This window comes from Bordetella genomosp. 13 (genome assembly GCF_002119665.1).
GTDB lineage: Bacteria > Pseudomonadota > Gammaproteobacteria > Burkholderiales > Burkholderiaceae_B > Bordetella.
On sequence record NZ_CP021111.1, the window covers coordinates 4,625,877 to 4,647,614 of the forward strand.

General features: G+C 68.2%; 16 protein-coding genes. 3 read left to right on the forward strand and 13 right to left on the reverse strand.

The features are described from left to right. Positions 1 to 19: 19 nt before the first annotated feature. From CAL15_RS20880 to CAL15_RS20900, 5 genes are all read right to left on the reverse strand, one after another. Positions 20 to 346, reverse strand: a complete 327-nt coding sequence (locus CAL15_RS20880) for a DUF4387 domain-containing protein (RefSeq protein WP_086080241.1) — start codon at positions 344 to 346, stop codon at positions 20 to 22. Between the two features lie 4 nt (positions 347 to 350). Next, positions 351 to 1,712, reverse strand: a complete 1,362-nt coding sequence (locus CAL15_RS20885; protein WP_086080242.1) for an acyclic terpene utilization AtuA family protein — start codon at positions 1,710 to 1,712, stop codon at positions 351 to 353. A 75-nt stretch (positions 1,713 to 1,787) separates the two neighbouring features. Further along, a complete protein-coding gene (locus CAL15_RS20890; protein WP_086080243.1) occupies positions 1,788 to 2,765 on the reverse strand; it encodes a Bug family tripartite tricarboxylate transporter substrate binding protein in 978 nt (325 codons plus the stop codon). 166 nt (positions 2,766 to 2,931) lie between these two features. Beyond that, the gene (locus tag CAL15_RS20895; protein WP_232468049.1) at positions 2,932 to 3,831 is read right to left on the reverse strand and encodes a LysR substrate-binding domain-containing protein; all 900 of its coding nucleotides are present in this window, start codon (positions 3,829 to 3,831) and stop codon (positions 2,932 to 2,934) included. Positions 3,832 to 3,853: 22 nt separating this feature from the next. Further along, positions 3,854 to 6,313: a bifunctional acetate--CoA ligase family protein/GNAT family N-acetyltransferase gene (locus CAL15_RS20900; protein ID WP_086080245.1), complete on the reverse strand. Its 2,460-nt coding sequence runs from the start codon at positions 6,311 to 6,313 to the stop codon at positions 3,854 to 3,856. Between the two features lie 89 nt (positions 6,314 to 6,402). Between CAL15_RS20900 and gltX the strand changes: the two genes are divergently transcribed. Next, positions 6,403 to 7,806 carry a glutamate--tRNA ligase gene (gltX, locus tag CAL15_RS20905; protein ID WP_086080246.1) on the forward strand — a complete coding sequence of 468 codons (1,404 nt, stop codon included), beginning with the start codon at positions 6,403 to 6,405 and terminating at the stop codon, positions 7,804 to 7,806. A gap of 11 nt (positions 7,807 to 7,817) precedes the next feature. On the opposite strand, the gene CAL15_RS20910 is transcribed toward gltX, so the two are convergent. The 8 genes from CAL15_RS20910 to CAL15_RS20945 form a co-directional block, all read right to left on the reverse strand. Beyond that, the gene (locus CAL15_RS20910; RefSeq protein ID WP_086080247.1) at positions 7,818 to 9,017 is read right to left on the reverse strand and encodes an MFS transporter; all 1,200 of its coding nucleotides are present in this window, start codon (positions 9,015 to 9,017) and stop codon (positions 7,818 to 7,820) included. An 81-nt stretch (positions 9,018 to 9,098) separates the two neighbouring features. Then, positions 9,099 to 9,617 carry a hypothetical protein gene (locus tag CAL15_RS20915; RefSeq protein WP_086080248.1) on the reverse strand — a complete coding sequence of 173 codons (519 nt, stop codon included), beginning with the start codon at positions 9,615 to 9,617 and terminating at the stop codon, positions 9,099 to 9,101. Between the two features lie 161 nt (positions 9,618 to 9,778). Continuing rightward, a complete protein-coding gene (locus tag CAL15_RS20920) occupies positions 9,779 to 10,642 on the reverse strand; it encodes an isocitrate lyase/PEP mutase family protein (RefSeq protein ID WP_086080249.1) in 864 nt (287 codons plus the stop codon). Next, on the reverse strand, positions 10,639 to 11,169 hold the full coding sequence (locus CAL15_RS20925; protein ID WP_086080250.1) for a LeuD/DmdB family oxidoreductase small subunit: 531 nt from the start codon (positions 11,167 to 11,169) through the stop codon (positions 10,639 to 10,641). The genes CAL15_RS20920 and CAL15_RS20925 overlap by 4 nt, the downstream gene beginning before the upstream one ends. After that, complete coding sequence (locus CAL15_RS20930) at positions 11,166 to 12,437, reverse strand: 3-isopropylmalate dehydratase large subunit (RefSeq protein ID WP_086080251.1); 1,272 nt, start codon at positions 12,435 to 12,437, stop codon at positions 11,166 to 11,168. The genes CAL15_RS20925 and CAL15_RS20930 overlap by 4 nt, the downstream gene beginning before the upstream one ends. A 40-nt stretch (positions 12,438 to 12,477) precedes the next feature. Next, complete coding sequence (locus tag CAL15_RS20935) at positions 12,478 to 13,257, reverse strand: GntR family transcriptional regulator (RefSeq protein ID WP_086081224.1); 780 nt, start codon at positions 13,255 to 13,257, stop codon at positions 12,478 to 12,480. A gap of 76 nt (positions 13,258 to 13,333) precedes the next feature. After that, positions 13,334 to 14,302: a Bug family tripartite tricarboxylate transporter substrate binding protein gene (locus CAL15_RS20940; RefSeq protein ID WP_086080252.1), complete on the reverse strand. Its 969-nt coding sequence runs from the start codon at positions 14,300 to 14,302 to the stop codon at positions 13,334 to 13,336. A 98-nt stretch (positions 14,303 to 14,400) separates the two neighbouring features. Further along, a complete protein-coding gene (locus tag CAL15_RS20945) occupies positions 14,401 to 14,859 on the reverse strand; it encodes an Lrp/AsnC family transcriptional regulator (protein ID WP_086080253.1) in 459 nt (152 codons plus the stop codon). 120 nt (positions 14,860 to 14,979) lie between these two features. Here CAL15_RS20945 and CAL15_RS20950 point away from each other — a divergent pair, with 120 nt between their 5' ends. Continuing rightward, the gene (locus tag CAL15_RS20950) at positions 14,980 to 18,492 is read left to right on the forward strand and encodes an indolepyruvate ferredoxin oxidoreductase family protein (RefSeq protein ID WP_086080254.1); all 3,513 of its coding nucleotides are present in this window, start codon (positions 14,980 to 14,982) and stop codon (positions 18,490 to 18,492) included. A gap of 298 nt (positions 18,493 to 18,790) precedes the next feature. Continuing rightward, positions 18,791 to 21,727 carry a ribonucleoside-diphosphate reductase subunit alpha gene (locus tag CAL15_RS20955; RefSeq protein ID WP_086080255.1) on the forward strand — a complete coding sequence of 979 codons (2,937 nt, stop codon included), beginning with the start codon at positions 18,791 to 18,793 and terminating at the stop codon, positions 21,725 to 21,727. Positions 21,728 to 21,738: the final 11 nt, after the last annotated feature.

A 21,738-nucleotide genomic window follows, 5' to 3' on the forward strand; every position in this document is an offset into this window, starting at 1 on the left:
GCTGAGCGCACGCCCCCACTCAGGCCGGAATCTGCAGCCGCGTCAGCGGCACGTGCTGCTGGCAGCCGTACACGTCGCGGTCCATCAGATCGCCCGAACTCACCGGCCGCTTGATGGTGATCTTGAACGCCCGCGCCGCGTCGAAGGCGGTGCACACGAGCACGTCGCTGGCCATGATGGAATAGGCCGCAGCGACATTCTCCACGTTGATGACGCCGCTCCGTTTCACGAACAGATAGGGTGCGTCCTCGTCGAACATCACATCGAAGGTCAGCTCGAAGGGCCCGGAGTTCTTGCTGCGGATGACCTTGGCGAAGGCCGTCAATGGCTGGGTGGCAGTGGCCATGGCGTCAGTTCCTGATGGTCTCGTAGTGAATGGGAAAGCACTCGCAGGCATGCGCCACGGGCATGAGGTGATAGATGGAGAAGCGGTACGCCGGCCCCACCGGCACGCCGAAGGGCGAGAACGGATAGGCCATGTTGCCCGCCGTGGTCAGGATGCCCGGATAGTGCGCGTGCTGCAGCACCCCGCGCGAGAACATGGCGACCGCGGTCGCGGTGTCCTGGTCCGGCGCCACCGCATCGATCACCAGCCCGACCTCCTTGGGAGGCAGGTCGCGCTCCGGCTCGAGGCTGCCCATCACGCCATCGCGGCCATACGTGCGGAAAAGCAGGTTGATGCCATTCCCGCTCAACCCGAAGCGCTCCTCGGCCCGTTCGCGCACGTGCTCGAATACATGGTCCAGTTCGCGGATCATCACGGCGTCCCGGATGCCTACCACCACGATGCTGCGATAGCCGACCCGCTCGGCGGCCTCGAGCTTGACCCGATATCTCTCGTCCTTGACATATGCACTGCCGCGTACGCGCACGATGCGGGAATCGGCCTGCTCGAATGCGGCGTGCGTGAGGTCGTTGATGCCGCCGGGCCCAGCCTGCAGGAAGGGGTCGCTGCGCTCGTACAGAGAATGTCCCGCCACGGATACCGTGGTGCAGCGGCTGTCGGGATTGGCGGGCTCGACCTCGAAGTGGTCTTCGCGCACCCGGCCGATCATGGGTTCGCCCAGATCGTAGGGCACCGCCGAGAGGCCCGCGCACTCCAGGATTTTTCCGCAATGCAGGGACAGGCCGGGATCGAAGCCCCGCAGCACCGGCAATGCGGCGAAGACCGCGTCATCGCAGGCACGCCCGGCAATGATGACGTCTGCGCCTTCGGACAGCGCGCGCATGAACGGCTCCATGCCCATCTGCGCCACGATGGGACCGGCGGCGTCCACCGCCTCGGCCGTCAGCAGCCCCTCGGGACCCAGCGGCTCGACCGGACCGGCCGCGATCTTGGCCTTGAGATAGGTCTTGTCGATCTCGGCGCCGATCACGGCCAGCTTAAAGGACAGCTTCTGCTCCGCCGCCACCTCGCGCAGCATCTGGATCATCAATGCCAGCGTGGCGTTGGAGCCATTGGTGATGGCCGATCCGATCAACAGCGGGATGCGGGCTGCGCGCGCCGCCCCCAGCATCACCGACAGATCGCGCCGGTAGGCCGACAAAGGCAGGAAGGGCTTGTCCGCGCCGTGGTAGTACGGCCCCATGTCGGTGGATCCGGCGTCCTGGCCGATGAAGTCGGGTTCGGCCTGCATGGCGCGCTTGAATGAGGCAAGGTTGTAGCCGCTTCCCATCGAGCCGGAAGGAGCCACGCCGGTGACTTGTTTCATCTGATTTTCCTGAGTGAAGAGAAGGCCGGACCCGGTACCGCCGAGCCCGACCGGCCGGCCGAGGCCAGTGGGCTGCTACTTGGCGGCCAGGTTCGCCGTCTTGGCCAGTCCGGCCCAGCGCGCGGCATCCTCGGCCATCATCTTGCGGAAGTCCGGTACCGAGCCGCCCTTGACCTCCATGTTGTTGTCGGCCATGAGCTTCTGGAACGCGGGCTGCCGCAGCATGCCGCCGACGATGTCGGACAGGCGCTCGACGCGGTCCTGCGGCGTGCCCTTTGGCGCCATCAGCCCGATCCAGACCGAAGCCTCGACACCGGGGTAGCCCAGCTCGGCAAAGGTGGGAACGTCCGGCAACGCGGCCAAGCGCCGCGGCGCCGCCACGGCGAGCGGGCGCACCATCCCCGAGGCGGTCAACGGCTTTGCCGAACCAACGAAGGTGAACAGCAAGGGCACCTGTCCACCGGCCAGGTCCTGCAGGGCGGGCGCGGCGCCGCGGTATGGGATGTGGTTGAAGCGCGCGCCCATCTTCTGCGCCAGCAGTTCCAGCGCGAGGTGCGAGATGCTGCCGGTGCCGCTGGAAGCGAACTGCACGCTGTCGCCCCCCGCCTTCACCGCCGCAACGACGTCGGCAAAGGTCTGGTACGGCGACTTGGCGCCGGCATACAGCACTGCCGTCTGGTCGACCAGATGCACGATGGGCACGAGGTCGGCGGCGGGGTCATAGGGAATTTCCTTGTACACCAGCGGCGCGATGGTGACCTGGCCATTGCTGGCCAGCAGGAGCGTGTTGCCGTCCGGATGGGACTTGGCCACTTTGCCTGCGCCGATCAGTCCACCGGCGCCGCCCGCGTTCTCCAGAATCATGGGTTGGCCCGTGGCCTTCTCGAACGCCTGCGCGATCGGCCGGCCCACGGTATCGAGCGAGCCGCCCGCGGGGTACGGCACCACCATGGTGATGGGACGGTCCGGATACCCGGCGGCGGACGCCGCGGCCGGCAACGCCACGATTGCGGCGGCGGCGATCCACCGGCGCACTCTCGGTAATGGCTTCATGTTTTCCCCTTGCTATCGGGACTGCCGGATTGGCGCCCCACCGCCTTTGTGGCAGCTCAAGGAAAATTCTAGGTAAGGCCCGCGCGGATGTCGTATTCGGATATGGAGAAAATCCATAACACGACGTTAAGTCCCGCGCTGCCATTGGGCTCGCGCCGCCCTGCCGTCAGCCGGCTGCCACCAGGCCGGGATGGTCCAATGCACGCAGTTCGTCGGCGAATGCCTGCGCGAGCGCTGGCAGGGGCTCGTGGCGGGAATAGCCCAGCCTTACCTGCAGGTCGATCGACGGCGAAAGCTCGCGCATCTGCAGGTCGGGCCACGCCCCGCCGACCCGCGCCTGCTCGTCCACCAATGCGATGCCCAGGCCCTGCTGCGCCATGGCGCAGGCCACATGCGTCTGCTTCACTTCGGCGACCCAACGCGGCGCCAGATGGGCCCCGTCGTACAGGCGACCGATGGCATGCGCCAGCGGTGTCTCGGGGCTGTAGCCGATGACCCTCTCATCGCGCAGGTCGGTCACGCGCAGGCGCCTGCGTGCCGCCAGACGATGGCCGGGGGGCAGCACCGCCACGATCCGATTGCGGTACAGCCGGTGCGTCTGGATGCGCGGATGCTGCAGAGGCACGATGGCAACCGCCAGGTCGACGCGTTGAGTGAGCAGCGCGTCGACCAGGGGCTCGGCCAGCATGCCCTCGAAGGCCACCTTCACATCGGGCCATCGCCGTGCGAAGGCCGCGATGGCCATGGGCATCAGCGCATAGGCAAGGCTGGGACTGCAGGCGACCCGCAGCATCCCGCCCGTCTGGTTGGCAAGGTCGTCGGCCAGGCCGTTGATACGCTGCACCGCCTGATACAGCACTTCGATCTCGCCAAAGAGCTTCTGCGCCTCGGCGGTGGGATGCAAGCGACCGCGCAGGCGCTGGAACAAGGCGAATCCCAGCCGCTGCTCGGTGTAGGAAATGAGCCGGCTGACGGCCGGCTGCGAGACGTGCAGCATCTGGGCCGCGCCGCTGACCGAGCCGGCCAGCATCACCGCGCGAAAGACTTCGATCTGGCGCAGGTTCATGGCGAGGGGCGCAACGGCGCGGTCACTGGCCGGTGCGTCCGGCGCGCAGATCCAGCCACACCCGCCGCATGGTGGGATCCTCGGGATCGGCATCGTTGGTGAAGCCGAGTCGCGTCATCAGCGTCAGCATGGGGCGGTTGCTGGAAAGCACCAGGCCGTCGATGTACTCGAGTCCCTGCTCGCGCGCTTCTTCGATCAGCGCGCGCATCAGCTGACCGCCCAGCTTGCGGCGCTGCCAGTCGTCGCCGATCACCAGCGCATATTCCGCGCCGCGTCCGTCCGGATTGCGCAGGTAGTGCGCGAAGCCGATGATGACCTCCCGCGGATGGCCGCGGTGCGCGGGGTTGGGCATCTGCGTCGCCGCCACCAGCGCCAGTTCGCGGTGGTAGTCCACCTGCGTATAGCGCGCCACCATGCGCGGCGTCAGTTCGCGCATCATGGACACGAAGCGCATGTAGCGCGAGCGCTCTGAAAGCCCGCGGATGAAGTCCTGCAGCGACTGGCCGTCTTCCGGCCGGATGGGGCGGATGACCCAGGGCTTGCCGTCCTCGAAGCGCCGCACCTGCACCAGCCGCGCCGGATAAGGATGGATGGCCATGTGCGGATAGCCCTGCTGCTGCGGCGAGTCGCAGCCCGGCTCGCGGCACAGGGTCACGCGCATGCCGGCGGCACGCAGCTGCGTGTCGCCCGCGTACATCGGGTCGATGTCCAGCGACTCGACGTCGGGCAGCTCGGACACCAGTTCGGACACCTGCACCAGGGCATGCTGCAAGGCCTCGGCAGCCAGGCTGCCGACCTGCGGGGCCAACACGCGCCGCCATATCCGGCTGCGCTCGACCAACTGGCGCGCCAGGAAACCGTTGAGCGGCGGAAGATCGAGCCCGCGGTCCGCCGGCGACAGCGCGGCGTCGGCCCCTCCCGCGCCGAAGCGGATGACGGGACCGAACTGCGGGTCGCGCCGCACGCGGATGGCCATGGGACGAGACTCGGGCTCGCTGGGCAGCACGTCGCGCGGCTCGGCGCGCAGCGGCACCAGAAAGGCATCCAGCAGCACGCGCGCCTCGGCGGCGTCGAGCTCCAGCCTGCCTTCCGCCCGCGCGCGCCGGATGATGGCGCGCGCCCCCGCGATGTCGGGCTCGAAGCTCGGCGGCTCCGGCGGCTGCGTCTGCAGCAGCAGTTGCTGGTTGTAGTGATGCGTGGCCAGCACCCCGAAGGCATCCGCGGCCGACTCGGGCGTGCGGAACGCCGACGTGCCGGCGTCGTCCAGCATGCGGCGCAACGGCCGCATGCCCGCATCGCCCATGAAGCACGACACCACCGGCTTGCGCGCCTTGGGCGCGATCTGCGCCAGCTGCCGGGCCACGGCCGGCATGTCCGCCAGCGCATCCGGCGCCAGCAGCACCAGCACGCCATCCACGCCTGCGTCGTCCAGCAGCGTGTCCAGGATGGCCTGGATGCGCTCGGGCGTCAGCGGCGTATAGGTGATGACCGGATTCGAGATGGCGGCGTCGGGCTCGAGCATGGTCTCGAGCGCGCGCCGCGTGGTCGCCGACAGCTCGGCCTTCAGGATGGGCGTGTCGGGCCCGGCCAGGTCCAGCGCCAGTTGCGGCGGGCCGCTGCCGTTGGACAGCAACGCGACGCGCCGGCCGCGCGGCCGGCTCTTGTAGCCCAGCACCTTCACGGCCGAGAACAGCTGCACGAAATAGCGCACCCGCACCGCGCCCGCGCGCCGCAGCACGGCATCGAACACGGCATCGGCGCCGTCCGGATCGGCGCGGCCCGCCTTCAGCACAATGACGGGCTTGACGCTGGCCGCCGCGCGCAGCGCGCTGACGAACTCGCGCGCCGGGCCGACGTCTTCCAGATACAGCACGATGCTGTCGGTGCGCGGATCGCTGGCCAGGAAGTCGAGCACCTGCGCCAGGCCGACCACGGCGGCGTCGCCCAGCGTGACCGCCACCGAAAACCCGATGTGCACGTCCTCGGCCCAATCCATGATGGCCGCCATGATCGAGCGCGACTGCGCCAGCAGCGCCACGCGGCCGCCGCGCGCCAGCGACGGGTGCTGGCTGAGGTTCAATCCCGCGTGCGGGCGCTGGGCGCCGAACGATCGGGGGCCCATCAGCTGGCAGCCGGTTTCCTGTGCCCACGCCCGGCACAGCGCCAAGGTGCCGCCGGGATACGGGTCGGGCAGCTCGTGCGGCAGCAGGATGGCCCCGCGCGGGGCGAGCGGCGCGAGGCGACGAAGCGTTTCGGGCAGCACGGCCGGGGAAACGCAGACCAGCGCCAGGTCGGGACGTTCGCCATCGGCCAGGCCGGTGCAGCGTTCGGGCAGTTCGGGCGCCTGGCCGGGCGCGCAATCGACGATGGTGGTGCGCGCGCGCAAGTGGGCCGGCAGCACCGCGGCCACCGGAAGCGCGCGATCGGCCACGACGAGCAGAGAGCCGGGTTCGAACAACGGAGCGAGTGCGTGTCGCAACATGGCGCGGTTCGCTTGCTACTCTAAAATACCGGTCATCGTAACAAGAACGGCCGCGGCGCATCCACGGCCCGGCCGCAGGCTTCCTCTACATGACTTCCCAAGCTCCCACTGTCCGCACCCGCTTCGCGCCCTCTCCCACCGGCTTCCTGCATCTGGGCGGCGCGCGCACCGCCCTGTTCTCGTGGGCCTATGCCCGCCGCCACCAGGGCGTGTTCATCCTGCGCGTGGAAGACACCGACGTCGAGCGCTCCAGCGAAGAGGCCACCCAGGCCATCCTGGACAGCATGGACTGGCTGGGCATGCAGCCCGACGAAGGCCCGTTCTATCAGATGCAGCGCATGGACCGCTACCGCGAAGTCATCGCCGGCATGCTGCAGCAGGGCACGGCCTATCACTGCTACAGCACGCCCGAGGAAGTCGAGGCAATGCGAGAGGCCGCTCGCGCCCAGGGTCTGAAGCCGCGCTACGACGGCACGTGGCGCCCCGAGCCCGGCAAGACCCTGCCGCCCATTCCCGAAGGCCGCAAACCCGTGGTGCGCTTTCGCAACCCGCAGGAAGGCGCCACCGGCTGGAACGACCTGGTCAAGGGCCCCATCAGCTTCGACAACAGCGAGCTGGACGACCTGATCATCGCGCGCCCCGACGGCACCCCCACCTACAACTTCTGCGTGGTTGTCGACGACTGGGACATGGGCATCACGCACGTGCTGCGCGGCGACGACCACGTCAACAACACGCCCCGCCAGATCAACATCCTGCTGGCCCTGGGCGCCACGCTGCCGCAGTACGGCCACGTGCCCATGATCCTGGGCCCCGACGGCCAGAAGCTGTCCAAGCGGCACGGCGCGGTCAACGTGATGGAATACGACAACGAGGGCTACCTGCCCGAAGCCATGGTGAACTACCTGGCGCGGCTGGGCTGGAGCCACGGCGACGACGAGATCTTCTCGCGCGAGCAGCTGGTGCAGTGGTTCGACACCGAACACCTGTCGAAGTCGGCCTCGCAGTGGGATCCCAAGAAGCTGAACTGGGTCAATGCGCACTACATCAAGCAGATGGCCGACGCCGAACTGGCCGAACGCGTGGCGCCGCGCATCGCCAAGCGCGGCGGCAATCCGCAAGCCGTCGACCTGGCCGGCGCCATCGCCCTGCTGAAAGACCGCGCCGAAACGCTGGAACAACTGGCCGAAGGCGCCATGCTGTTCTGCGCCCCGTACGCCGCCCCGTCCGCCGAGCTGGCCGAGCAGCACTTCACGCCGGCGGCGCGCGAAGCGCTGGCCGACTTCGCCGCCCGCGCGCGCGACACCGAATGGACCCGCGAAGCCGTCTCCGCGCTGATCAAGTCGGTGCTGGCCGACCGCGGCCTGAAGATGCCGCAGCTTGCCATCCCGCTGCGCGTGGCTGTAACGGGTCGCCCGCAAACTCCCGCGGTGGACGCGGTGCTGGTGTTGCTGGGCAAGGAAGCGGTGCTGCAGCGGCTGGCTGCGCTTTAACGGCTGCGAACTCAAGCGGCGCGCCGCCGCGCCGCCGCCCGCCGCTTCAGCAACCCCGCGAAGAAACACCCCAGCACGGGCAACAGCACGGCCGCGATCGCGAACAATATCGACGGTCCGCCCGCATCGACCACCAGGCCCGACAGGGCCACCCCTACGGCCTGGCCCATGAACAGGCACGATGCGAACCATGCCACGGCCGTGCCGCGCACTTCGGGCACCATCTGCGTCGCATGCGTCTGCAGGGTGGCGTGCAGCAGGTAGTAGCCGAAGCCCGCCAGCATGCTGGCCACGATGCCCCAGTACCAGGTGGGTCCCGCCACATAGCAAAGAAAAGCCACGCCCAGCAGGATGCCGCCGGCCATCGACAGGCCGTGCTCGCCCAGCCGTTTCAACACGGCGTTGGCCACCAGCGTGTAGATCAGCCCGCCCACCGCGTACACAGCCACCAGCGCCCCGGCGGCGGTCAGCGAGATGTCGAAGCGGTCATGCAGGTAGGAAGGCGCGAACGCCAGGGTGCCGAACACCAACAGCCCCTCGAAGAAAACGACGGCCAGCACCACGCGCGCCCAGGGCACGCCCAGCACCCGGCGCGCCTGCACGACGAAACTGCCGCCCGCGCCGGCGACCGCCGCCGTGCCGTGCCGGCGCTGGCGCCGCACCTCTTGCAGCAGCAGCGCGCCCACCGCCACATAGCCCACCACCAGCGCGGCAAACGCCCAGCGCCAGCCCAGCGAGTCGGCGAACAGGCCGCCCGCGACCTGCCCGAAGGCCATGCCCAGGATAGTGCCCGTGAGAAAGCGCGCCAGCGTGGCCTGGCGGCGCTCGTACGGCACCGTGTCGCCGATCCACGCCATGGACAGCGGCACGATGCCGGCGCCTGCCGCGCCGGACAGCGCGCGGCACGCCACCAGCATCTCGAGCGAGCCTGCCAGCACCGCCCCGGCGCTGCCCAGCGCGCACAGGAACGTGGCCACGCACACAACGCGGTACTTGCCGTAGCGGTCGCCCACCGGGCCGAAGAACAGCTGCAGCACGCCATACGCCACCGCGAAGGCGGTGACCGCATGCGCGGCCTGCCCCGTGGTGACGCCGAACTCGGATGCCAGCTGAGGCAGCATGGGATCGCAGATGCGGAACGCGCTGGCGCTGACGAAGGCCGCCAGGGCCAGCAGCATGATGGCGCGGTTTTCCGAGGACGGCGTGGACATGGACGGTCGCGGCGGGCGGGTTGCGAAGTCCGCTACCTTACCCTATCCGTCCCTGCGCCGGATGGCCCGGCGCGCGCGGCGTCAGTTGGGCAGGCGATAACCCGGCTGCATGCGCTTGGCCGTCAGCACCTGGCCGTTGTTGCGCAGCTCGCGCAGCTTCAGCTGGCCGCGGTCGACCTTCTCGACGCGATAGCGATTGACGTAGATGGGGTCGCCCGGATCCACGGCCTCGCCGTTCGATTGCGTGGTCTGCATGGTGTAGACGCCGTCCGCCACCGTCCAGCATCCCGTTTCGCGCAGGGCGGGACGGGTCTTGCGACCCACCTTCATCTGCGTCTCGTATCTCATGGTGCCGTCTGCCGACAGGACCGTCAGCGCCTGGAAGTCGCCGGCGAAACCGCGCGGACGCGACACCGAGAACCAGGTTCCGACCATGGGATCATCGCCACGCGCCGGCACGCAGCGTACCGGCTCGGGCGCCGCGGCTACCGCGGCAGGGGCCTCCGCCTGTTTGGGAGCAGGCGATTTCTTGGCCGCGCAACCGGCCAACACCAGCCCGACGCACATCGCGCCGGCCAGGGGCAAAAACGGACGAATCATGACTTCCTCGGGACCATGCCCGGTGACTTGCCGCAACGCGCGATGCGCCGCGGACCGACAGGAAGCACTCTAAATAGCGAGGCCGCGCAACGCAACGGATACGGTGCGCGCGCCACGCCGGATTTGCAATTGCGCAACAGTCCAGCGCGCTCGGCCGGCGCCTATTCGTAGCGCTTGCCGCTGGCCAGCAGTTCGGGCGTGCCGATCACCTCGTTCAGGCCGTCGAAATCGAGCATGCGCTCGCGCCACGGCGCGGTGGTGCCGTGCTCGCGCAGGCTTGCGTAATAGCCCTGCAGCGTATGCGCCACGGCGCGCATGGTGCCGCCGGGGAAGATCACCAGGCGAAAGCCCCGCTGCGCCAGCGCCTTTGCGCTTTCCACGGGGGTCTGTCCGCCCTCGACCATATTGGCCAGCAACGGGATGCGAGAGGCGAAGCGCCCGCATGCCGCATCCATCTGCTCGCCGGTGCGCAGCGCCTCGACGAACAGGGCGTCCACGCCGCATTCGACATAGCGCTCGGCGCGGTCCAGCGCGGCATCCAGCCCTTCCACAGCGACCGCGTCGGTGCGCGCCAGGATCAGCGTGCGGGCATCGGTGCGGGCGTCCAGCGCGGCCTTGAGCTTGCCGCACATCTCCTGCACCGGCACCACGGTCTTGCCCGACAGGTGGCCGCAGCGCTTGGGAAAGCCCTGGTCTTCCAGCTGGATCATGGCGGCGCCGGCGCGCTCGAAGCCGCGCACGGTGCGCTGCACGTTCAGCGCGTTGCCGAAGCCCGTGTCGCCATCAACGATGACCGGCGTGCGCACACGCTCGGTGATGCGCGCCAGGGTCTCGGATACCTCGGTATAGGTGGTCAGGCCCACGTCGGAGCGCCCCAGCGCGGTGTAGGCGATGGACGCCCCCGACAGGTACAGCGCCTCGAAACCGGCCTGCTCGGCCACCAGCGCGGAAAATGCATCGTAGATGCCGGGAGCCAGGATGGCCTGGCCGGCGTCCAGCCTGGTCTTCAGTGTCGAAGTAGTCATATCGCCTTCAAGGGATGACGCGCCAGTTCGCCGGAGGCGAGGCGGCGCTTGAGCTGGTTGAGCAGGCCGCCCGCCTGCACCATGTCCAGCAGGAAGCCGGGAATCGGTTCGCACGGCAGCACCGTGCCGTCGGCGCGCACCACGGACGGACCCTCGAGATCCACGCGGATGCGTTCGCCTTCGTCGATTTCGCCGGCGCGCGCGCAGGTCAGCAACAGCAGGCCCACGTTGAACGCGTTGCGGAAGTACAGCCCGCTGTAGGTGGGCGCGATCACGGCGCGCAGGCCCAGCGCCACCAGCGCCGATGCCGCCTGCTCGCGCGACGAGCCGATGCCGAAGTTCTCGCCGGCCACCAGCACGTCGCCAGGCTGCACGCTGCCGGCGAACTCGGGGCGCACGCCCTGCAGGCAATGCCGCGCGATCTCGTCGATGCCGAACTTCATGTAGGCGCCCGGGGCGAGCTGGTCGGTGTCGACGTCGCTGCCCAGTTTCCAGGCGCGATGACCGGTTGCTGCGGTGGAATTCATGCCATGACCTCGCGGGGATCGGCGATGCGGCCGGCCAGCGCCGAGGCCGCCACGGTATACGGGGACGCCAGGTACACGCGCGCGGTGTCGGCGCCCATGCGGCCCTTGAAGTTGCGCGCCGTGGTGGAGATGACGTTGGCGCCCTCGGGAATCGAGCCGCCGTAGCCCGAACAGGCGCCGCACGAGGTGGGCAGCACGGTGGCGCCGGACTGCACCAGCTGCGCCATGACGCCCTCGCGTTCGGCTTGCTGCTGGTCGCGCGCGCTGGCGGGGGCCACCATCAGGGCGACGCCCGCCGCGACGCGGCGGCCCTGCAGCACGGCGGCGGCCGCGCGCAAGTCTTCCAGCTTGGCGCCGGTGCAGGCGCCGATGTAGGCGGCCTGGACCGCGGTGCCGGGATAGTCGTCGACATCGGCCGCGTTGGCGGGGCTGTGCGGCGCGGCCACCTGCGGCGCCAGCGCGGCCGCGTCGAAGTCGTGCCATTCGGCCGGCGCATCGGCGTCGGAACGCCATGCCGAGACGTCGGGAATCTGCGATCCGGGCACGCCGGCTTCGCGCAGATAGCGCACGGTGACCTCGTCGGGCGCCACCAGTCCCACCTGCGAGCCCAGCTCGGCGGACATGTTGGACAGGGTCATGCGCTCTTGCATGGAAAGGGCCCGCACAGCTTCGCCGCAGAACTCGACGGCCTGGTAGCGGCCGCCGCTCATGCCGAAGCGGCCGATCATGCGCAGCGCCATGTCCTTGGCGGTGACGCCGGCCGGCAGCCGGCCGTTCCAGCGCATCATCAGGGTTTGCGGCACCTTGATCCAGATCTCGCCGGTGGTGACCACCCCCAGCATCTCGGTGCTGCCCACGCCGAACATGTAGGCGCCGAAGGCGCCGCCTGTGGGCGAGTGCGAATCGCCGCCCACGCAGAACATGCCGGGCCGGATGTGGCCGTGCTCGGGCACCACCACGTGGCAGATGCCCACCGAGTCGTACACGTGCGGCAGCGCCTGGTCGCGCGCCCAGTCGCGCGCGATGCGCACGATGCGGCGCGACTCGTCGTCGGATTCGGGCACGTAGTGGTCCATCACCAGCACGACCTTCGAACGGTCCCACAGGCCCGTGCCCAACTCTTCGAGCATGGGCTTCAGGCGTCGCGGACCGCTGGAATCATGGAACATCGCAAGGTCGACGCGGCAGTTCAGAATCTCTCCGACCTGCACGGCATCGCGGCCGCAGGCGGCGGCAAGCAGTTTCTGGGCCAGGGTCTGGGCGGTCATTGGTGTATCTCCGTGCGGCCGGCATGCGTCAATGGCGGGCTCAAGTGGTGGCGGACATGTCCGCCCCGGCGGGCAGCCAGTTGGGCTCGCCCGGGGTCTCATGGGCGCGCATGTCCATCCGGTATTCATAGCGGTCGGGCCGGTACAGCGCATGCAGCCACTCCACCGGCCGTCCCGACTCGTCGCGCACCAGGCGGCGCAGGCTGAGCAGCGCCGATCCCACCGGCACGCCCAGCAAGCCCGCGGGATGCGGCTCGGCCAGCACGGCCGAGATGGCCTGCTCGGCACGCGCCACCTGCACGCCGAGGTCGCGGAAGATGGCCAGCAGCGGACGCGAGGCCAGGTCCTGGCGGCCGATGCGGCAGCCGATGTCGTCGGGCACGTAAGTGGTCAGATACGAGAACGGCAGGCCGTCGTGGCTGCGCACCCGCACCGAACGGTGCACCGGCGAGCCGGGCTCGAGCTCGAGCCGCTGCGCCACCGCGGGCGGCGCGGGCTCGGTCTGCAGCTCGACCAGGCGCACCTGCGTCTGCATGCCCATGTCGGCCAGGTGGGCCATGAGCGCATCGATGTCCGACTCGTGCCCGGCCGATGGCGGCGCGGGCGCGGCGAAAGTGCCGCGGCCCTGCCGACGCCGCACCAGGCCCTCGCTTTCGAGGGCCTCCAGCGAACGGCGGATGGTCAGGCGCGACACACCGTACTCGGCCGCCAGCGCGTTCTCGCCGGGCATGGGCGCGTCTTGCGGAAACCCGCCCGCCGCCAGCCGCTGCTTCAGCAGCAGGTACACCTTGTGATAAAGGGGCAGCGGATTGCTGGGCAGGTCTGGCTTGGGCAGGTCTGGCGAAACGCCCGCGGACACTTCTGAGGACAAGGGATGGACTCCTGGCGCGCCCCGCTTATTCGGGCTTGGCGCCGGTGAATTCGACCAGTTCGGCGTAGCGGGCGATGTCCTTGGCGATGAAGTCGCCAAGTTCCTGCGGCGTGCTGCTGACGGCCGACGCCGACTCCGCCTCGAGCATGCTGCGGAACGCCGGCGTATCGACAGCCTTGCGCGCCGCCGCGTTCAGTTGCGCCACGGTCTGTTCGGGCAGGCCGGCCGGACCCAGCATGGCGAACCAGGCATTGGATTCGAAACCCTTGATGGTATCGCCGATCGGCGGCACGCCCGGAAACTCGGCCAGCGGCTTCGGGCTGGTGACGCCCAGCGCCTTCACCATGCCCGACTTGATGGGCGACTTCACGTTCAGCGAACTGGCGAACATCATGTCCACCTGGCCGCCCAGCAGATCGTTCAGCGCGGGGCTGGTGCCCTTGTACGGCACGTTCAGGATCTCCAGGCCGGCCATCATCTTCAGCCGCTCGCCCGCCATGTGCAGCGACGAGCCCAGCGCACCGATGCCGGCGGTGTACTTGCCGGGATTCGCCTTCACCTCTTTCACGAATTCCGGCATCGAGCTGACCGGAAAGTCTTTGCGCACCACCAGCAGGCTGGGCACCGAGGCCAGCATGCTGATCGGCGTGAAGTCCTTCTTGGGATCGAACGGCAGGTTCTTGTACAGGCTGGCGTTGATCGAGAAACTGGTGAAGGTGACCAGCAGCGTGTTGCCATCGGCCTTGCTCTTGGCCACGTAGTCGGCCGCGATGTTGCCGCCCGCGCCGGGGCGGTTCTCGACCAGAACGGTGCGCTTCAGATCGATGCCCATGTGCTGCGCGATGGCCCGCGCCACGGTGTCGGTGGTGCCGCCGGGAGGCGCGCCGACCACCAGGCGCAGCGGCGGACTGGACTGCGCCAGGACGGGGGCGGAAGAAGTGAACAGCGCCGTCAGCAGAACGCCGCCGGCCAGGCGTAGGAAGGATGTTGCCACCGCAGTCTCCTGTATGTTGTATTGATAACAATACAAGTATACAAGCGCTGCGGCAGCCGGGCCAGCGCGATGCAGGCGCCCTCTTATCTATGTAGCAGTCAGGGGGAAAGCGGCAGCCGCACTTCGTGCTTGATCTCGCGCAGCGCCACGATGGTGCGGGTCTGCCGGATGCCGGGAAGATTGAACAGGAAGCGATGCAGGAACTGGTCGTAGGCCTCGGGGCTTTCCACCAATATCTTCAGCAGGAAATCGGAGTCGCCGGTAACGGCATAGCATTCCAGGATCTCGGGCGCGTCGCGAACCGAACGTTCGAAATTCTCGACCGTGCTGGCCGAATGCCGCTCGAGGCTGATCTGCACGAACATACAGCCCGACAGGCCTACCTTGTGGCGGTCGATCTGCGCGCTGTAGCCGCGTATCACGCCCCCTGCCTCCAGCGCCTTCACCCGCCGCCACACGGGCGCGGCGGACAGCCCCACCTTGTCGGACAGCTGCTGTGCGGACGCCCGGCCGTCCTCCTGCAGGGCGCGCAGAATGCCCATGTCGGTCTTGTCCATCGCCACCTCTCGTCCAAACGAAACGTTTATTTCGAATTATAGGGATAGCACGATGGCAGAACGCAATAAAACGCAAGGCGGGCGAACCTATCATGACGGGAAGTTACCGGAGCTCCCATCATGGACGGCACGCCCCAGCTTCCACCCCCCGTCGACCTGGACTACCAGCTGTCCGACAACCTGACCCGCACCGAAGGTCGCGTATTCCTCACCGGCACGCAGGCGCTGGTGCGCATGGTGCTGACCCAGCGTCGTCTGGACCGCGAACGCGGCCTGAATACAGCGGGCTTCGTGTCCGGCTATCGCGGCTCGCCGCTGGGCGGCGTGGACATGGCCATGTGGAAGGCCAAGAAGGTTCTCGATGAGCACCAGGTCCGTTTCCTGCCCGGCATCAACGAGGACATGGCGGCCACCACGGTCATGGGCACGCAGCAGGCCGGCGTGCGCGCCGACCGCAAGGTCGATGGCGTGGTCGCCATGTGGTACGGCAAAGGTCCCGGCCTGGATCGCGCGGGCGACGCCCTGCATCACGGCAACGCGGCCGGCGCCTCGCGCCACGGCGGCGTGCTGCTGGTTGTCGGCGACGATCACACCGCGGTGTCCTCGTCGATACCGCACGCCAGCGAGGCATCGCTGATCGGCTGGCAGATTCCGGTGGTGCATCCGGCGTCCATCGAGGAATACGAAACGTTCGCGCTGTGGGGCTGGGCCCTGTCGCGCCATGCCGGCACATGGGTCGCCTTCAAGGCCGTGTCCGAGACGGTCGAATGCGGCGAGTCGTTCGAACTGCAGCCGCCGCGTGTCTACGACATGCCCGAAGACCCCGAACTGCCTCGCGAGGCGCTCGAGTACTCGGCCCGCGACTTCCTGTCGCTGGCCGTCGAAACCCGCATGAACCTGCGCATGCGCGCGGTGCGCGCCTTCGCGCAACGCCACAGCATCGACCGGCTCGTCTGCCCGGCGCCCTCGGCCACCGTGGGCATCGTCACCGTCGGCAAGGCGCACCTGGACACCATGGAAGCGTTGGCTCGCCTGGGCGTGGACACCGTCACGCCGCAGGCCCCGGTGCGCATCTACAAGCCGGGCCTGACCTGGCCGCTGGACGCCGGCCGGCTGCGCGAGTTCGCGCGCGGCCTGGGCCACATCCTCGTGGTCGAGGAGAAAGGCGCCGTGGTCGAAAGCCAGATCAAAGACCTGCTGTACAACGAGCCGGACCGCCCCTCCGTGGCCGGCAAGGCGGGGCTCGATGGCGAAACCCTGGTCACTTCCGCCGGCCAGCTGCGGCCCTCGCTGCTGGCCGCGCCGCTGGCCGGATGGCTGCTGCGCACGACCGGCCTGCGCGTGGGCGGCGACCCCGCCGCCTTCGATTGCCAGCAAGCGCTGTCCAACGAGGCCGACGGCATGCGGCGCCGGCCCTACTTCTGTTCGGGCTGTCCGCACAGCACGTCCACCAAGGTGCCCGAAGGCAGCCAGGCGCTGTCCGGCGTGGGCTGCCACTACATGGCCGCGTGGATGGACCGCAACACCGGCGGCCTGACGCAGATGGGCGGCGAAGGCGCCGACTGGATCGGCCTGGCGCCCTATATCGACATGCCGCACGTGTTCCAGAACATGGGCGAAGGCACGTACTACCACTCGGGCTACCTGGCGATCCGCCAGGCCGTGGCGGCCCGCGCCAACATCACCTACAAGATACTGTTCAACGACGCGGTAGCCATGACCGGCGGGCAACCGGTGGACGGTCCGATCTCGGTGCCGCAGATCTGCCAGCAGCTGCGCGGCGAGAACGTGGCGCGCATCGTCGTCACCACCGACGAACCCGAGAAGTACCGCGGCGTCGACCTGGGCGCGGGCATCCGCGTGCATCATCGCCGCGAGCTCGACGCCCTGCAGCGCGAGCTGCGCGAGATTCCGGGCGTGACCGTGCTGATCCATGACCAGACCTGCGCCGCCGAGAAGCGCCGGCGCCGCAAGAAGAACCAGTTCCCCGATCCGCCGCGCCGCATGCTGATCAACAGCGCGGTCTGCGAGGGTTGCGGCGACTGCGGCGTGCAATCGAACTGTCTGTCCGTCGTGCCGCTCGAAACCCCGTACGGCCGCAAGCGCGCCATCGACCAGTCCAGCTGCAACAAGGACTATTCGTGCGCCGAAGGATTCTGCCCCAGTTTCGTCTCGGTGCTGGGCGGCAAGCCGCGCAAGAGCAGCGCGCCGAAGGCCGACCGCGACCAGCTGCGCGGCCGCATCGCCGCGCTGCCCGAACCGCAACTGGCCGCGCTGGATCGACCCTATCGCCTGCTGGTGGCCGGCATGGGCGGCACCGGTGTCATCACCATCGGGGCCATCGTGTCCATGGCCGCGCATCTGCAGGGCCTGTCGGCCGCCGTGCTCGACCTGACCGGCCTGGCGCAGAAGGGCGGCACGGTGGTCAGCCACATCCGTCTGGCGCGGGCCGGCGCGCCGGCCGGCCCGGTGCGGCTGGACTGGCAGCAGGCCGATGCCGCCATCCTGTGCGACCCAGTGGCCTCGGTGGCGCCCGATTCGCTGGGCGCGCTGCGCCGCGACCACACGCGCGTCACCGTGAACTCGTATGTGGCGCCGGTCTCTGACTTCACCCGCAACCCCGATGCGCCGCTGAACCAGGAGGCGCTGCTGGCCAAGATCCGCCACGCCGCAGGCGAAGCGCGCACCGCGGCGATCAACGCCCATGAAGCGGCGCTGGCCCTGTTCGGCGACAGCATTCTCTCGAACATGTTCATGCTGGGCTACGCGTGGCAGCGCGGCGACGTGCCCATCGGCCTGGCCGCCCTGGCCCGCGCCATCGAGCTGAACGGCGTGGCGGTCGAATCCAACCGCGCCGCTTTCGATGCCGGCCGGCTGGCCGCGCACGAGCCGCAGGCGCTGGAAAGCGTGCTGCGTCCGCGCGCGCAGGTGGTGCAGCTGCACGTGCCCGAATCCTTCGACAAGGCCGTGGAACGGCGCGAACGCGACCTGGCCGCCTATCAGAATGCGGGCTACGCGCGCAGCTATCGCGAACTGGTGGACCGCGTGGCCGCGCGCGAGCGAGAGCTGGATCCCTCGGCCCGCACCCCGCGCCTGGCAATGGCGGTGGCCCGCAGCCTGTTCAATCTGATGGCCTACAAGGATGAGTACGAGGTCGCGCGGCTGTATACCGACGGCGCGTTCCGCGCGCAGCTCGAAGCCCAGTTCGAAGGCGACTACACGCTGCAATTCCACATGGCCCCGCCGCTGTTCGCGCGCAAGGATCCGCGCACGGGCGTGCCGCGCAAGATCGCGCTGGGTCCGGGCACCGAGCGCGCCATGCGCCTGCTGCGCCGGCTGAAGGGCCTGCGCGGCACCTGGTTCGATCCGTTCGGCCACACCGCCGAACGCCGTACCGAACGCGCCCTGATCGCGGAATACCGCGCGACGGTGCAGGCGCTGCTGGACGGCCTGACCCCCGCCAAGCTGCCCGAGGCCGCCCGCATCGCCGCCCTGGCGGAGACCGTCCGCGGGTATGGCCACGTCAAGCTGGCTAATGTCGCCAAGTACCGCGACGAAATGCAACAACGCATGCTTGCCTACCATGCGGCACCGGACCGGATGTCCGCACCGGAGCAGCGTAAAATGGCGTGATCACGAGAAAAGCATCTCGTCACGCAGCTTCGACGGCGCCTGCGGGCGCCGTTTCCATTGGTAACAACTAAGTCCGGCCCTTACCGTATTCCCTGCTTGTTCCACCTAAGTCGCGCCACTAGAATTAGTGGCACTTTGGGGGGTGGTACACTACATATAGTGGTCGCATTACCCGCTGCATCCACCGGCCGCGCATCAGGCCGGCAGTCCTGGCCCAGCGACCTCTCCTCATACGTACCCATTTTTCCCGGACCTGGCGGAAAGCCATGTCCCCATCCGCTTTCGCACAGGAGCTTCCATGCAGACTACGATCGCCTCTGTGACTCGGCCCTCGGCCGTGCCGCCCTCCTCCAACGACGCGCCCGCCGACGCCGCCTCGGCCGGCCAGTGGTCCAGCTACCACCTGATCCGCCGCAACGGATCGGTGGTGGGCTTCGAGCCCAGCAAGATCGCCATCGCCATGACCAAGGCCTTCCTGGCCGTCAATGGCGGGCAAGGCGCGGCTTCGGCGCGCGTGCGCGAGCTGGTCGAGCAACTGACCGCCCAGGTGGTCAACGCCGTGGTGCGCAACCGCCCCAACGGCGGCACCGTCCACATCGAGGACGTGCAGGACCAGGTCGAACTGGCGCTGATGCGCTCGGGCCAGCACGACGTGGCGCGCTCCTACGTGCTGTACCGCGAAAAGCGTTCGCAAGAGCGCGCCGCCGCGCACGAACATGAAAAGGCCGCCCCGGCCGCCCCGCAGGAACCGGCGCTGCACGTCAACGACAACGGCGTGCGCCGTCCGCTGGACATGGCCGCGCTGCGCGCCACCATCGAAGCCGCCGGCGAAGGCCTGACGCAGTACATCGACACCGAAGCGATCCTGAAGGAAACGGTGAAGAACCTGTACGACGGCGTGCCCGTCGACGAGGTCTACAAGTCCGCCATTCTGTCTGCCCGTGCCCTGGTGGAAAAAGACCCGGCCTACAGCCAGGTCACCGCGCGACTGCTGCTGCACACGATCCGCAAGGAAGTGCTGGGCGAGGAAGTCTCGCAGGCCGGCATGCTGACCCGCTACGCCGAGTACTTCCCCACCTTCATCCAGCGCGGCATCGAAGGCGGCCTGCTGGATGCCAAGCTGGCCGAGTACGACCTGGCCCGCATCGGCGCCGCGCTGGACGCGCGCCGCGACCTGCAGTTCGGCTACCTCGGCCTGCAAACGCTGTACGACCGCTACTTCCTGCACATCCGCGGCACCCGCATCGAACTGCCGCAGGTGTTCTTCATGCGCGTGGCCATGGGCCTGGCGCTGCGCGAGACCGATCGCGAAGCGCGCGCCATCGAGTTCTACGAGATCCTCTCCTCGTTCGACTTCATGAGCTCCACGCCCACGCTGTTCAATTCGGGCACCCTGCACTCGCAGCTGTCGTCGTGCTACCTGACCACGGTCTCCGACGACCTGGAAGGCATCTACGAAGCCATCAAGGAAAACGCGCTGCTGGCCAAGTACGCCGGCGGCCTGGGCAACGACTGGACCCCTGTGCGCGCGCTGCGCAGCCACATCAAGGGCACCAACGGCGAAAGCCAGGGCGTCGTGCCGTTCCTGAAGGTCGTCAACGACACCGCCGTGGCGGTCAACCAGGGCGGCAAGCGCAAGGGCGCGGTGTGCACGTACCTGGAGACGTGGCACCTGGACATCGAAGAGTTCCTGGAACTGCGCAAGAACACCGGCGACGAGCGCCGCCGCACGCACGACATGAACACGGCGAACTGGATTCCCGACCTGTTCATGAAGCGCGTCATGGACAACGCCGAGTGGACGCTGTTCTCGCCCTCCGACTGCCCCGACCTGCACGACAAGTACGGCAAGGAATTCGAAACGGCCTACCTGGGCTATGAAGCCAAGGTCGCCAGCGGCGAACTGAAGCTGTTCAAGAAAATGCCGGCCATCTCGCTGTGGCGCAAGATGCTGTCGATGCTGTTCGAAACCGGCCATCCGTGGATCACGTTCAAGGATCCGTGCAACATCCGCTCGCCGCAGCAACACGTCGGCGTGGTGCACAGCTCGAACCTGTGCACCGAGATCACGCTGAACACCAACGAATCCGAGATCGCCGTGTGCAACCTGGGTTCGGTGAACCTGCCCGCGCACATGAAGCCTTCGGCCAACGGCGGCTACGAGCTCGACCACGACAAGCTCAAGCGCACCATCGGCATCGCCATGCGCATGCTCGACAACGTGATCGACATCAACTACTACGCCGTCGAGAAGGCGAAGCGGTCGAACGAACGCCATCGTCCGGTGGGCATGGGCATCATGGGCTTCCAGGACTGCCTGCACATGATGCGCGTGCCGTACGCTTCGCAGACCGCGATCCAGTTCGCCGACGAATCGATGGAAGCCGTGTGCTATCAAGCGTATTGGGCATCGAGCGAACTCGCGCAGGAACGCGGCCGCTATCCTTCGTATGAAGGCTCGCTGTGGTCGCGCGGCATCCTGCCGCAAGACTCCATCGCGATGCTGCGCGATGCTCGTGGCGGCAACGTCGATGTCGATGAGTCGAGCAAACTCGATTGGTCCTCGTTGCGCGCGCGCATCAAAGAACATGGCATGCGCAACTCGAACTGCATCGCAATCGCCCCAACGGCGACGATTTCCAATATCATTGGCGTATCTGCGTGCATCGAACCTACTTATCAGAACTTGTACGTCAAATCGAATCTCTCCGGCGAGTTCACGGTCGTCAACGATTACCTCGTGCGTGACCTGAAGAAACTCGGTCTCTGGGACGAAGTCATGGTCGCCGACCTCAAGTACTTCGACGGCAGCCTGTCCCGTATCGATCGCGTGCCTGCTGAACTCCGCCAACTGTATGCCACCGCGTTCGAAGTCGAACCGGCATGGCTGGTCGAGTGCGCGGCGCGTCGCCAGAAGTGGATCGACCAGGCCCAATCGCTGAACATCTACATGGCCGGCGCCTCGGGCAAGAAACTCGACGAGACCTACAAGCTTGCGTGGCTGCGTGGCCTGAAGACCACCTACTACCTGCGCACGCTGGGCGCCACCAGCGCCGAGAAATCCACCGGCCGCGGCGGCGAACTCAACGCCGTCAGCGCCGGCGCAGCACCGGCTGCCGCCGTTGCCGCCAGCAGCACTCAGGCCCCCAACCTGCCTGAACCCGAAATCGTCGGAGCGGTTTGCACCATGAAGCCGGGCGACCCTGGCTTCGAAGAGTGCGAAGCCTGCCAATAAGCCGCTACCGG

Excerpts from the sequence above, each read along its gene's own strand:
- CAL15_RS20880 (WP_086080241.1), bottom strand. The coding sequence starts at position 346 with ATGGCCACTGCCACCCAGCCATTGACGGCCTTCGCCAAGGTCATCCGC.
- CAL15_RS20885 (WP_086080242.1), bottom strand. The coding sequence starts at position 1,712 with ATGAAACAAGTCACCGGCGTGGCTCCTTCCGGCTCGATGGGAAGCGGC.
- CAL15_RS20890 (WP_086080243.1), bottom strand. The coding sequence starts at position 2,765 with ATGAAGCCATTACCGAGAGTGCGCCGGTGGATCGCCGCCGCCGCAATC.
- CAL15_RS20895 (WP_232468049.1), bottom strand. The coding sequence starts at position 3,831 with ATGAACCTGCGCCAGATCGAAGTCTTTCGCGCGGTGATGCTGGCCGGC.
- CAL15_RS20900 (WP_086080245.1), bottom strand. The coding sequence starts at position 6,313 with ATGTTGCGACACGCACTCGCTCCGTTGTTCGAACCCGGCTCTCTGCTC.
- gltX (WP_086080246.1), top strand. The coding sequence starts at position 6,403 with ATGACTTCCCAAGCTCCCACTGTCCGCACCCGCTTCGCGCCCTCTCCC.
- CAL15_RS20910 (WP_086080247.1), bottom strand. The coding sequence starts at position 9,017 with ATGTCCACGCCGTCCTCGGAAAACCGCGCCATCATGCTGCTGGCCCTG.
- CAL15_RS20915 (WP_086080248.1), bottom strand. The coding sequence starts at position 9,617 with ATGATTCGTCCGTTTTTGCCCCTGGCCGGCGCGATGTGCGTCGGGCTG.
- CAL15_RS20920 (WP_086080249.1), bottom strand. The coding sequence starts at position 10,642 with ATGACTACTTCGACACTGAAGACCAGGCTGGACGCCGGCCAGGCCATC.
- CAL15_RS20925 (WP_086080250.1), bottom strand. The coding sequence starts at position 11,169 with ATGAATTCCACCGCAGCAACCGGTCATCGCGCCTGGAAACTGGGCAGC.
- CAL15_RS20930 (WP_086080251.1), bottom strand. The coding sequence starts at position 12,437 with ATGACCGCCCAGACCCTGGCCCAGAAACTGCTTGCCGCCGCCTGCGGC.
- CAL15_RS20945 (WP_086080253.1), bottom strand. The coding sequence starts at position 14,859 with ATGGACAAGACCGACATGGGCATTCTGCGCGCCCTGCAGGAGGACGGC.
- CAL15_RS20950 (WP_086080254.1), top strand. The coding sequence starts at position 14,980 with ATGGACGGCACGCCCCAGCTTCCACCCCCCGTCGACCTGGACTACCAG.
- CAL15_RS20955 (WP_086080255.1), top strand. The coding sequence starts at position 18,791 with ATGCAGACTACGATCGCCTCTGTGACTCGGCCCTCGGCCGTGCCGCCC.